Annotated in this window: 10 protein-coding genes, 1 pseudogene and 1 CRISPR repeat array; of the genes and pseudogenes, 4 read left to right on the forward strand and 7 right to left on the reverse strand. The window is 33.9% G+C overall.

Annotated features, from left to right (window positions below):
* The 3 genes from METIG_RS03425 (at position 1) to METIG_RS03435 (ending at position 2,938) form a co-directional block, all read left to right on the forward strand.
* Entirely contained in the window at positions 1-1,164 is a 1,164-nt protein-coding gene (locus METIG_RS03425) for a homocitrate synthase family protein (RefSeq protein ID WP_013798849.1), read from the forward strand.
* Between the two features lie 198 nt (positions 1,165-1,362).
* Entirely contained in the window at positions 1,363-2,268 is a 906-nt protein-coding gene (gene fhcD, locus METIG_RS03430) for a formylmethanofuran--tetrahydromethanopterin N-formyltransferase (RefSeq protein WP_013798850.1), read from the forward strand.
* A gap of 127 nt (positions 2,269-2,395) precedes the next feature.
* Positions 2,396-2,938, forward strand: coding sequence for an endonuclease dU (locus METIG_RS03435; protein ID WP_013798851.1), 543 nt, complete (start codon positions 2,396-2,398; stop codon positions 2,936-2,938).
* 5 nt (positions 2,939-2,943) lie between these two features.
* Positions 2,944-3,946: a CRISPR direct-repeat array (repeat unit 37 nt; unit sequence GTTTCCATCCTTGTTTTAATGGATGAGGTATTCAAAC).
* Between the two features lie 615 nt (positions 3,947-4,561).
* Here the strand turns inward: METIG_RS03435 and METIG_RS03440 are convergent.
* The 4 genes and pseudogenes from METIG_RS03440 to METIG_RS03450 form a co-directional block, all read right to left on the reverse strand.
* Complete coding sequence (locus tag METIG_RS03440) at positions 4,562-5,428, reverse strand: branched-chain amino acid ABC transporter permease (RefSeq protein ID WP_013798852.1); 867 nt, start codon at positions 5,426-5,428, stop codon at positions 4,562-4,564.
* A 28-nt stretch (positions 5,429-5,456) separates the two neighbouring features.
* The gene (locus METIG_RS09535) at positions 5,457-5,852 is read right to left on the reverse strand and encodes a secondary thiamine-phosphate synthase enzyme YjbQ (protein WP_172632627.1); all 396 of its coding nucleotides are present in this window, start codon (positions 5,850-5,852) and stop codon (positions 5,457-5,459) included.
* Positions 5,853-5,864: 12 nt separating this feature from the next.
* Positions 5,865-6,302: pseudogene (locus METIG_RS09540) on the reverse strand (adenylyltransferase/cytidyltransferase family protein); the annotation flags it as partial.
* A 167-nt stretch (positions 6,303-6,469) separates the two neighbouring features.
* Positions 6,470-7,471 (reverse strand): AI-2E family transporter, encoded by a 1,002-nt coding sequence (locus tag METIG_RS03450; protein ID WP_013798854.1) that lies wholly within the window; start codon positions 7,469-7,471, stop codon positions 6,470-6,472.
* Positions 7,472-7,765: 294 nt separating this feature from the next.
* Here METIG_RS03450 and METIG_RS03455 point away from each other — a divergent pair, with 294 nt between their 5' ends.
* The gene (locus METIG_RS03455) at positions 7,766-8,581 is read left to right on the forward strand and encodes a YecA family protein (protein ID WP_013798855.1); all 816 of its coding nucleotides are present in this window, start codon (positions 7,766-7,768) and stop codon (positions 8,579-8,581) included.
* Positions 8,582-8,623: 42 nt separating this feature from the next.
* Here METIG_RS03455 and ilvC read toward each other — a convergent pair whose 3' ends face one another.
* From ilvC to METIG_RS03470, 3 genes are all read right to left on the reverse strand, one after another.
* On the reverse strand, positions 8,624-9,619 hold the full coding sequence (gene ilvC / locus METIG_RS03460; protein ID WP_013798856.1) for a ketol-acid reductoisomerase: 996 nt from the start codon (positions 9,617-9,619) through the stop codon (positions 8,624-8,626).
* A 119-nt stretch (positions 9,620-9,738) separates the two neighbouring features.
* Positions 9,739-10,245 (reverse strand): acetolactate synthase small subunit, encoded by a 507-nt coding sequence (gene ilvN / locus METIG_RS03465; protein WP_013798857.1) that lies wholly within the window; start codon positions 10,243-10,245, stop codon positions 9,739-9,741.
* A gap of 166 nt (positions 10,246-10,411) precedes the next feature.
* Positions 10,412-12,178: an acetolactate synthase large subunit gene (locus tag METIG_RS03470; protein ID WP_048055514.1), complete on the reverse strand. Its 1,767-nt coding sequence runs from the start codon at positions 12,176-12,178 to the stop codon at positions 10,412-10,414.
* Between the last annotated feature and the right edge of the window lie 223 nt (positions 12,179-12,401).

Here is a 12,401-nt window from a genome sequence, read left to right on the forward strand (position 1 = left end):
ATGGAGTGGAAGGCAGTTTGCCCATACAACCCAAAGCTAAAGTTGGAGGACATTTATATTTATGACACCACTTTAAGAGATGGGGAACAAACTCCAGGGGTTTGTTTTACAAAAGAACAGAAATTAGAAATAGCAAGAAAATTAGATGAATTAGGGATAAAACAGATAGAAGCAGGGTTTCCAGTAGTTTCAAAGAAAGAGGCAGAATGCGTAAAAGCAATTGCAAATGAAGGTTTAGATGCAGAGATATTGGCATTGTCAAGAGTTTTAAAGGAAGACATTGACAGAGCATTGGATTGTGATGTAGATGGGATAATTACATTCATCGCAACGTCTCCACTGCATCTAAAATATAAATTAAAAAAATCATTGGAAGAAGTTGAAGAAATGGGAATGAGGGCTATTGAGTATGCAAAAGACCATGGGTTGTTTGTGGCATTTTCAGCGGAGGATGCAACAAGAACACCAATTGAAGATTTAATAAGAATTCACAAAAATGCAGAAGAGCATGGAGCAGATAGAGTGCATATAGCAGATACTACTGGTTGTGCAACACCACAAAGTATGGAGTTTATATGCAGTGAGTTAAAGAAAAACCTCAAAAAAGCCCACATAGGCGTTCACTGCCACAATGACTTTGGATTTGCGGTAATTAACTCAATTTATGGGTTAATTGGGGGAGCTAAAGCCGTCTCAACAACCGTAAATGGTATTGGAGAGAGGGCAGGAAATGCATCATTAGAAGAACTAATCATGGCATTAATAACATTATATGATGTTAAATTGGACTTGAACCTTGAGGTTTTAACAGAACTTTCAAAAATGGTTGAGGAGTATTCAGGCATCAAATTGCCAAAAAATAAGCCAATTGTTGGGGAAATGGTATTTTATCATGAAAGTGGTATCCACGTAGATGCGGTTATTGAAAACCCATTAACTTATGAGCCATTTTTACCAGAGGTTATTGGGCAAAAGAGAAAAATTGTCCTTGGGAAGCACTCTGGTTGTAGGGCAATAGCATATAAGTTAAAAGAAATGGGTATTGAAGTTAGTAGAGAAGAGTTATGCGAGATTGTAAAGAGAGTCAAGGAAACAAGGGAGAAGGGAATTTTCATTGATGATGAAGTGTTTAAGAAAATCGTTGAGGAAGTAATAAGGAAATAGATGAGTGCAAATAATGTGAATAATCTATATGGCTCCGGATGCTATCAAAGAATTAAGTTATAAATGTGACATAGAAAAGAAATAATAAATATGTCATTAACAACCTTAATAACAAAATCAAAATAAAAAGTTATTAATAATAGTTTTTTGTAATTTTAAAAATACCAAATAGCAAAAGAAAACGTAAGGAGGGAGAGGATGGAAATAAACGGAGTAATTATAGAGGACACCTTTGCTGAAGCATTTCCAATATGGGTCTCAAGAATTTTAGTAACAGCAGCAACAGAAAGATTGGCAAAAATTGCTGCAACAGAAGCAACAGGATTCGGGTGTTCAGTTATCATGTGTCCAGCAGAAGCAGGAATTGAGAAATACGTTCCACCAACAGAAACACCAGACGGAAGACCAGGATACATCATCCAAATCTGCCACCCAAAGAAATCAGAATTAGAGCACCAAATGTTAGAGAGAATTGGGCAATGTATCTTAACCGCTCCAACAACAGCAGCATTTGATGCTATGGGAGATGAGGCAGAAGAGCAATTAAAAGTTGGATTTAAGTTGAAATTCTTCGGAGATGGATACGAGAAAAAAGACAAACTTGGAGACAGAACAATATACAGAATTCCAATCATGAGTGGAGAATTTATAACAGAGAGCAAATTTGGAGTTAAGAAAGGAGTTGCAGGTGGAAACTTCTTCATATTAGCAGAGAACCAAACTGCTGCTTTAGTTGCTGCAGAAGCAGCAGTTGATGCAATTAGCTCAGTTGATGGAGTTATAACACCATTCCCAGGTGGAATTGTTGCATCAGGTAGTAAAGTTGGTGCAAGCAATCCAAAATACAAATTCATGACTGCTACAACAAACCACAAAATGTGTCCAACATTGAGAGATGTTGTTGAAGACAGCGAAGTTCCAGAAGACGTAAATGGAATTTATGAGATTGTTATTGATGGAATTAGCGAAGAAGCAGTTAAAGAAGCAATGAAAGTTGGTATCTTAGCAGCAACAAAAGTTCCAGGAGTTAAGAAAATCACTGCTGGAAACTACGGTGGAAAATTAGGTAAATACCAAATAAAATTACATGACTTGTTCGAATAAATTTACTATCACCTTATTTAATCTTCTTATTTTCTTGCAAATTAATTTCAATAATTTCAATGATTTATTTTATTTTCTTATTTTCTTTGAAAATATTCTTTTATTTGAATTTTTTAATGGGATTGCTATGAAAGATGAGATTGGAGTTATAGGGTTTGATGACGCGCCTTTCTATAAAAATGATAAAACTGCTCTACTAATTGCCACGTATTTTAGAGGAAATAGAATATTAGATGGAGTATATTTCAAAAAAATCCAAAAAGATGGAAAAGATGCAACTGAGAAGATCATAGAAGTTGTTAAAGGAAAGCATTATCCAAAAATAAATGCGATATTTTTGTATGGGGTTACGTTTGGGGGATTTAATATAGCTGACATATTTAAAATTAATGAAGAAACAAAAAAGCCAGTTATTGTGGTGATAAGAAAAAATCCAAATAGAATAGATATGATAAATGCACTGAGAAAGTATTTTGATGATTGGGAAGAAAGAGCAAAATTATTAAACTCATTTCCAGAACCAGAACCCCTTGAGGGAATTTATGTTCAATATGTTGGTATAGACAGGGAGGGAGTTAAAGAACTCATCAAAAAAACAAGGTTAAAGAGCAAAGTTCCAGAATGTCTTAGAGTTGCCCATTTAATTGGTAGAGGATTTTTGGAGTTATAATTAATGTTTCCATCCTTGTTTTAATGGATGAGGTATTCAAACTTCGCATACTTAAGCTCAGCAGCCACAGGCAATCTTGGTTTCCATCCTTGTTTTAATGGATGAGGTATTCAAACGAAATTACTTGTTTGAAGAAAGAAAGTCAATTAGGGACGTGTTTCCATCCTTGTTTTAATGGATGAGGTATTCAAACACTTCCAAGGCTTTTCTGAAACATCTAATATGGTTAGTTTCCATCCTTGTTTTAATGGATGAGGTATTCAAACAATCCAATATACGACCTTGGAAAAATTGAATTGCCTCGTTTCCATCCTTGTTTTAATGGATGAGGTATTCAAACACTAACTTCTTCCCAACTTCATTTCCGTTCTTGTCAAGTTTCCATCCTTGTTTTAATGGATGAGGTATTCAAACATTACATTCATAGGTCAAACATGGTTGAGTATCTTGGTTTCCATCCTTGTTTTAATGGATGAGGTATTCAAACTTATAGAGCGAAGACGGGGCGGGATGGGAGGGAGAGTTTCCATCCTTGTTTTAATGGATGAGGTATTCAAACAGAGGCATGGCATTGCCAGACGAATTAATGCAATATAGTTTCCATCCTTGTTTTAATGGATGAGGTATTCAAACAGGGAATGGGGGTTAAAGAAAATTATTGAATTAATGTTTCCATCCTTGTTTTAATGGATGAGATATTCAAACATATATCGCTGTGTGGTATTCTTATGTATGCGTTCGTTCCGTGTTTCCATCCTTGTTTTAATGGATGAGATATTCAAACATATATCGCTGTGTGGTATTCTTATGTATGCGTTCGTTCCGTGTTTCCATCCTTGTTTTAATGGATGAGATATTCAAACATACTATCCACCTATTCGTTTTTTCATATGAAATTTGTTTCCATCCTTGTTTTAATGGATGAGATATTCAAACTAGCCACCAACTTCCAAGTAAAGTGGAGCAAAAAAGTTTCCATCCTTGTTTTAATGGATGAGGTATTCAAACCCTATAACTTCATCCTTATTTTATACCCAAACTCCTATATAAATTTTTCTTTTTCAACATGATTTTTCTTACTGCATGATTATTAAAACCTTTATAATCTTAAAAACCCTAACGGGTTTTTAATCCCTCCTCGCTTCGCTCGGAGGAAGTAAGAAAGATTGTGCAAATTATTTATAAATCCAATGCACAACAACTCCAATAAATCTCAATAATTAGCGGAGATATTATACAATCCAAAACCAATCCAAACTTAAAACTACAAAAATAAAAACAAATAACTAAAATCTCCCAAAAATCTCAATTTTAATTTGAAAAAATTAGTAATACTTTTTCCCAATTTTCTAGTACCAAAATTCAACAACCCCTTTATAAAAGCAAGAAAAGTTAATTAGGTATTTTAATATCGGATATTAAATTCCCTAAGAGGCACTGCCGAGCGAAGCGAGGCAGTGCATCCGATTTGGATGAAACCTTTTTTAAAGGTTTCAGGTCAGTGCATCCCTTTTGATGAAACTTTTTTTAAAAGTTTCGATGAAACCTTTTTTAAAGGTTTCTTTTAGAGGTTTCATTGGGAATTATGGTTAATAATATGTAGAATTATACAGTTAATTGCTTTTATTCAATTTCTCCAATTTTCATTGGTTTTTCTGGAATTAATCCATAAGGTCTATACATTACAAACAATATCAACAACAACCCTATCAATATCATCCTCAAATTTGCCGGTTCTATTGGTAAGTCATAATTTCCTAAGATTTGAGTTCCTCTCTCAATCAAATCCACAATCAATACACCAACCAAAACCCCGTAATTGTTCGCCTTTCCCCCTATAATGACCATCATCCAAATCAAGAATGTTATTATTGGCATGAACATATCTGGACTTATGTAGCCGAGATAGTGGGCATATAATCCCCCGGCAATCCCTGCAAGTGCTGAACCAACACCAAGAGTTTTTGCTTTGATTAAGAAGGTATCTTTTCCTAATGCTTTAGTGGCAATTTCATCTTCCCTAACTGCCTTCATAAGCCTTCCAAATGGAGAATTAACGAGTTTTTCTGAAAATATAAACACTCCTATAAATGCAATTAATACGATAATAAGCATTGTTTTTAAGTCAAAATATTGTATATTAGTCCATCCTGACGCCCCACCAGTCCATTTTTCGTTGTTGAATATTAGCCTTAAAATTTCCCCAAATGCAATTGTTACAATAGCGAGATAATCATCTCTCAATTTTAGAGAAGGTATTGAAATCAGAAAACCTGCAATTCCAGCAATTATTACTCCCAAAATTATGTTTAATGGGAATGGTAGGAATGGATTTGATAACGCTGCTGTATATGCCCCAATAGCAAAAAATGCCACCTTACCAAAATTTGAAAGTCCAGTATATCCAAATTCAAGGTTTAAACTAACAGCAAGTATGGCAAATATCCCCGCATGAACAATAAAATCAAGGATATAGTTTGTTATGTCCATAATATCACCATTATAAAGCTTTCAACCCTTAAAATCTTATTGAGACAATAACCTCCCTGCTCCTTGGTCCATCGCATTCAACAAACAATATGGACTGCCAAGTGCCTAAAATCTTCCCATCTATTATTGGGATTGTTAAATCACTCTTTAAAAGACATGACATCAAATGGGCTCTTGCATTATTGTCTATCTTATCATGATTATAATCCTCATCTTTTATAAGTTCTTTTAACATGTTTTCAATATCCTTTATAAGATTTGGCTCATTCTCATTAATTAAGAGACCAGCGGTTGTGTGTGGGACAAATATATTCAGCAATCCATTTTTTACATTTGACTCCTTTATAATTTTATTGATTTTTTCAGTTATGTCTATAATTTCAAACCTTTTATTGGTATTTATTGATAATGTTGAATAAATCATCTTGCATCCCCCGAATCTTCTAACAATCTCCTTTACAATATCAAATGAACTGTGGAATGGGCATTTTGTATATTCTTTAACTTTAACAATCTCTGGGAATATGTTGTGTTTTGCCAACTCATTTTTTAATTCTTCAACATCAAATGTAGTTTGGTCTGGGCCAAGAACGATAACATCTGGTTTTATTTTTAGTATTGGCTCCAACTTATCTTTTAAACTCCCAAGAATGGCTTTATCCACGGGTTTTAATGCTTCAACCATTCTCCTTCTCTGTTCTTCTGGTATTACTGGCTTTCTTCCCTTTATTTTTTTAACTGTTTCATCCCTTGCTATAATGACAATTAACTCATCCCCAAGACTTTTTGCAAATTTTAGTGTCTCATAGTGTCCTGGATGGAGGAGGTCGAAGGTTCCTGCTGTTACTACAATCTTTTTCTTTTCTTTTTCCATAACTATCCCTGCAGAATTTTTAATCTATAGTTGCTCAATGAAATGGTGTGATTATTATCCATCTTAATTTCGATGAAATGGAACACTCTTAAAATTATCTGAAATAATCAACGAATTATTTAAAATTATTTAAAATTTTGGGGTAGAGTATCATAATTATTGAGCAATTATATCTCAACTTTTCTCTTTATTTTTGTGGCAAATATTGCATTCAATGCCCCAACAATCATAGGTCCTAAGGCAAACCCTTTTATGCCGAGTGTCAAAGGCCCTATTAAAAATGCTATTAGTATTAAAACTGGGTGTAAGTCCGCTTCTTTTTTAACAACAAATGGTCTTATAACAAAGTCTGGTAATGTAGAAAGAAATACTGCCCCAAAAATGAAGATTTCTAATGCTTTTATATAATCTTCACTTATAATGTAGTATATTGTGAGTGGAATATAAACCGTCCAGCCCCCAACGATAGGAAGCAATGCAAACAATCCCGTCAATATAGCCAAAAATAACGCATTTGGAACACCAATTAAATAATATCCTATCCCAGCAATAATACCAATTATCAATGAAGTGAAAGCATTTCCAATGAATAAATTTTTGTATGATTCATTTAGATACTCCAAAAATATTTTTGTTTTGTATTGATATTCTTCTGGAACATGATATAATATGGCATCTTTAAGTTTGTATCCATCTTTGAGGAAGTAGTATGTTGTGAAAAAAATCATAACAATTTTTATTACTATATGGGGGAGGAGAGAAATTTGGTTTATCATGCTCTTAATTGACGGCTTTATAAATTCCCATGCTTGAACTAAAAGTTGGTTAAACTCCCCCACTGAAGTTCTGTTAATACCAAAATAATTGAGCAATATTAGAATGTTGTTAGTTATAGCATTAGTATCGATTGTTTGCACATACAAGAGGATCTCTTTCAACACCACAAGCATTAAAATTACCGTTGGGATTGTGAAAAGTAATAGACATACAAGTGCTGATAAGGATTTTCCAAGATATGGCAACAATCTATCGTATATTGGCTTTGTCATATATGCAAATGCACATGAAAACGCTAAAACGTCAATAAATGGCCATACCATGTAAAAACAAGATAAAAATACGGCAATGGCAATGATTCTTTTTAATAATTTAAATTCTTCAATGCTCATACAACCACACTCTTCCTCACTGATTATAGTCGTGTGCGGAATTGATATACGGCAAAACCTTTGGTTTTGCCATTTAATTTTTAAACTTATTTATACGTTAATGAATTTCCAAATAATCTTTATTCTTCCTTAAAATTTGAAATAAGGGATAAATCTTTAAGAATTTATCAATAGTATATTTCCAATTTCTAACGCACACGACTATAAAAATGTTAGTATAAATTTGCACATTATAAGATTTAAAAATATTGGTAATGACAAATATTGTAGCATGATATTGTAGGGGTGGTTAATATGAAAAACCCATCTCCAAAAACAACAGAAGAACTTTTAAAAGAACTTGCTAAAAGAAAGATTGTAGTTAATAAGGAACTAATTAAAGAGATAGTTAAAAGAGAAGACGCTCCAAAAGAAATTTTGAGATTAATTAATGAACTTAATGAAATAAGCGATATGTGGTTTCCAATACATGCAATATATATCCTTGGGTTAATAAGGACTAAAGAGGCACTTAACACTTTAAAATACATTATAAAGAACTTTGACATTGATGATTTTGTTGGTGACCTGCCTGATGTATTTTACAACTTTGGTGCAGAGTATTTTGATGACATAAAAGAAATAGTTTTAGATGAAAGTTATGATGAATATATTAGATTAAATGCATTCGAGTCCTTATTTATGATGGAAGATGTTGATAGAAATAAATTATTGGAATTCTCAAAAGAAGTTTTTAATAAGTTGTTAAAGGGGGATAAAGTTAGTGATAATGTCAAATGTTTCATGGCTGGGCTCATGCTTACTTTGGAAGATAAAGATAAGGGCTTTTGTTCAGAGGTTTTTAATTTTATAGTTGATGTTATTAAAGAATACAATGAACGCAATAAGCATAGTTTCTTTAAGCTTCATATAGATGATGTTTTATACTACAAAGAAGAAAATGATTGGAAAAAACCAAAAGACCTTTGGGAGTTTTACCATCCAAAAAATTTACTTCATCTTTTTGAAGTAAACTATGGTAAATTAAGCAAAATAGATAAGTATGGACCTTGTATATGCGGTTCTGGAAAAAAGTTTAGTGATTGTTGTTTGAAGTATTTAAAAGAGTAATTTTTGTTTGAATAAAAATAATAAAAATTAGAAAGTTTAAATTTATTCATCTTTTTGCAATCCACACATTTTTCTTAAATCTTTTCCAACTTTTTCAATTAAGTGCTCTTTTTCCAATCTCCTCAATGCGTTTAATTTTGGAGCACCAGCGATATTTTCTAAAGCCCACTCTTTTGCGAATTCTCCTGTTTGTATTTCTTTTAATATTTTTCTCATTTCTTCTCTTGATTGCTCGTTGATGATTCTTGATCTTCTTGTTAATCCACCATATTCTGCTGTATTTGAAACATCATTCCACATACCTTGTAATCCTTTCTGGTAAATCAAATCAACAATCAACTTCAACTCGTGGCATGTTTCAAAGTATGCCATTTCAGGAGCATAACCTGCCTCAACAAGTGTTTCAAATGCCGCTTTAATTAACTCTGTAACCCCTCCACATAAAACAACTTGCTCTCCGAATAAATCTGTCTCTGTTTCTTCTCTGAATGTTGTTAAAATAACTCCTGCTCTTGTTAAACCAATACCTTTTGCCATACCTAATGCTATATCTAATGCATCTCCAGTGTAATCTTTCTCAACACAAACTAAACCTGGGACACCAAATCCTTCTTCGTATGTTTTTCTTACCATTGCCCCTGGTGATTTTGGAGCAACCATGATAACGTTAACCCCTTCTGGAGGCCTAATTAATCCAAAGTGGATGTTGTAACCGTGTGAGAAACTTAATGTTTTTCCTTCTTTTAGGTAGGGTTTTATTTGCTCATTGTAAACTTTTGGTTGAACTTCATCTGGTATAAGGATGTGGATGATGTCAGCTTTCTCTGCTGCTTCTTCTATTGTCATTACTTCATGTCCATCATTTATTGCTTTGTTCCATGATGCCCCATTTGGTCTTAAACCAACGATTACATTTAACCCACTATCTTCCATGTTTAAGGATTGTGCTCTTCCTTGGCTACCATAACCAATAACTGCTATAGTTTTGTCTTTTACAGCATCAAATGTAGCATCTTTATCATAGAATATCTTTACCATCATCTCACCTCATTCTTTATTTTTGTTTTGATTTTTTATATTATGAATTTTTAATATTTGAATTGTGAATTTCAAAATAATTAATTATTTTTGGACTATATGATTTATATTTCAGATATTTATTTCTTTGGCTTTAGTATCTTTGGCCCTCTCATGAGTGCTGTTGGCCCTGTTCTTGCCATCTCTTTTATGCCTAAAGGTCTAACCAAATCAATGAATGCATTTATTTTATCCTCGTCCCCAGTAATCTCAACCGTTAAAGTTTCTGCACTTAAATCAACAATTTTTCCTCTGAATATGTTTGTGTATTGGATAACTTGGGACTTTGCACTTTCTGTTGGGGCATATACCTTTATTAAGCAGAGCTCCCTTTGGACTGTCTTTTTTTCATCCATGTCGCTAACTTTTATGACATCAATAAGTTTATTTAGTTGTTTTATTACTTGCTCAAGGACTTTGTCATCCCCTTTAACGACAATTGTCATCCTTGCTATTTCAGGATTTTCGGTAATTCCAACAGTTATACTTGCAATATTAAAACCTCTCCTTGTAAACAATCCTGAAATCCTTTGCAAGACCCCAGGTTTATGCAAAACTAATGCTGATATGACATGTTTATGTTCCATTAGAATCACCATAAAAGTTATGTTTTATACCTCCGAGCATAGCGAGGAGGTATTAGTGCGGGATGCAACGACGCGGCGTTGCGCTGAGATGGCATGTTTATGTTCCATTAGAATCACCATGAACAAAGTTATCTCTAAAAAATGTTAATTAAATAGGATTTTGATTTTATTCCTTAACTTCTGCCCTAACATTCTTTATATCCTCAAAGCAAGCTCTTCTTATTTTTGGTTCTTCCCTAACTGGCTGAATGATGTTAGTTAACCTGCCCCCTGGAGGAACCATTGATAATGCCTCTGCTGGGTCTATTACAAAGTCCAATAGATATGGTTCGTTACTTTTTATTGCTTCCAATAATGCCTCTTTTATTTCTCCTGGCTCAGTTATTCTTCTTCCTTTTATGCCATAACTCTCTGCCAATTTAACGAAGTCAGGGCTCTCTCCTAAATGAACTTCACACTGTCTCTTTCCATAGTATAGGTTTTGCCACTGATAGACCATTCCAAGTGTTCTGTTGTCAAAAATACATATTACAATTGGTATATCATATTCTTTTATTGTAGCGAGTTCTTGGGAGTTCATTAAAAATCCGCCGTCTCCTGTTATTGAAATAACGTTATAGTTTGGTTTGGCAACTTTTGCCCCTATTGCAGCAGGGAATCCAAAGCCCATTGTTCCTAAACCACCAGAGGATAAGAATGTTCTTGGGTTTTTAACTTTGAAGTAGTGTGCAACCCACATCTGGTTTTGCCCAACATCTGTTGTTATGATGGTTTTCTTTAAATTTGGGTCAATTTCCTTTAATGCTTCCATTAACTCCTTAACTATTCTTTGGGGCTTTATTGGTTTGTCATCATAGTCCATAAATGGAATTGATGCCTTTTTTAATTCGTTAACTCTTTCCATCCATGATTCTTTATTCTTAATTTCACATCTCATTAAATTAGCTATTAAATCCCTCAAGACAATCTTTGCATCCCCAACTATTGGAACATCAACTCTAACATTCTTTCCAATTTCTGCAGGGTCAATATCAATGTGGATTATCTTTGCATATGGAGCAAATGCCTTTATATCTCCTGTTATCCTATCTGAGAACCTACAACCAATTGCTATTAAGACATCACTCTCAGTAACACAGTAATTTGCTGCTTTTGTTCCATGCATTCCAACCATTCCAAGAGACAATGGGTGATCTTCTGGGAAGCTACCTTTACCCATCAATGTTGTACATACAGGAATTCTTGCAAGTTCTGCCAATCTAATAAGTTCTTCACTTGCATTTGCAATATTTACTCCACCACCAGCAATAATTACAGGCCTCTCCGCCTCAGCGATTAATTTGGCTGCTTTTTTTATTTGAAGTGGGTGTCCAACAGTTGTTGGTTTGTAGCCTGGTAAATCAACGGTTGCGGGGATTGGGTATTTTTCTATGTCAAATTCCTTCTCCTGCACATCCTTTGGTAAGTCAATATGAACTGGTCCAGGTCTTCCAGTTGTTGCTATCTCAAATGCTGCCCTAAATGTTGCTGGAATATCCTCTGGCTTTTGAATTTGAAAGTTATGTTTCGTGATTGGCATAAATAAGCCAAGTGCATCTATCTCTTGGAATGCATCATTACCAATCAAATGGGTAGGAACTTGTCCTGTCAATGCTATAACTGGGGAACTGTCTGCATAAGCTGTAGCTATTCCAGTGACTAAATTCGTAGCTCCAGGACCAGAAGTTGATACACAAACCCCTGGCTCTCCACTTGCTCTTGCAAAACCATCTGCTGCATGCGCTGCTGCTTGTTCGTGTCTCGTTAAGATGTGGATTAAGTCGCTCTCATATAATGCATCATAAAAAGGTAACATTGCTCCTCCTGGATATCCAAAGAGTATCTTAACTCCCTCTGCCTCTAATGCTTTTATAATTGCTTCTGCTCCTTTCATGACATCACCAAAAATAAAAACTATATGGTTATGTGCGTTAAAAGTTGAACAATAACACATATAAATTTATTGCTAATTTATTTTTATTTGACTTTTGGATAAGATTATGCCCTTTTAAAATCCCTGGATGAAATTAATTTTAAAATTTTAATTATGACCATAAATTTTGTAGTGTTTTGCTTATAATTTATGCTATATAATATTTATGAATGACTGATGAGAG

The sequence above is a fragment of the Methanotorris igneus Kol 5 genome (assembly GCF_000214415.1).
GTDB lineage: Archaea > AGJL01 > Methanococci > Methanococcales > Methanococcaceae > Methanotorris > Methanotorris igneus.

Coding starts and splice junctions, on each gene's coding strand:
- METIG_RS03425 (WP_013798849.1), top strand. CDS start 1: ATGGAGTGGAAGGCAGTTTGCCCATACAACCCAAAGCTAAAGTTGGAG.
- fhcD (WP_013798850.1), top strand. CDS start 1,363: ATGGAAATAAACGGAGTAATTATAGAGGACACCTTTGCTGAAGCATTT.
- METIG_RS03435 (WP_013798851.1), top strand. CDS start 2,396: ATGAAAGATGAGATTGGAGTTATAGGGTTTGATGACGCGCCTTTCTAT.
- METIG_RS03440 (WP_013798852.1), bottom strand. CDS start 5,428: ATGGACATAACAAACTATATCCTTGATTTTATTGTTCATGCGGGGATA.
- METIG_RS09535 (WP_172632627.1), bottom strand. CDS start 5,852: ATGATTTATTCAACATTATCAATAAATACCAATAAAAGGTTTGAAATT.
- METIG_RS03450 (WP_013798854.1), bottom strand. CDS start 7,471: ATGAGCATTGAAGAATTTAAATTATTAAAAAGAATCATTGCCATTGCC.
- METIG_RS03455 (WP_013798855.1), top strand. CDS start 7,766: ATGAAAAACCCATCTCCAAAAACAACAGAAGAACTTTTAAAAGAACTT.
- ilvC (WP_013798856.1), bottom strand. CDS start 9,619: ATGGTAAAGATATTCTATGATAAAGATGCTACATTTGATGCTGTAAAA.
- ilvN (WP_013798857.1), bottom strand. CDS start 10,245: ATGGAACATAAACATGTCATATCAGCATTAGTTTTGCATAAACCTGGG.
- METIG_RS03470 (WP_048055514.1), bottom strand. CDS start 12,178: ATGAAAGGAGCAGAAGCAATTATAAAAGCATTAGAGGCAGAGGGAGTT.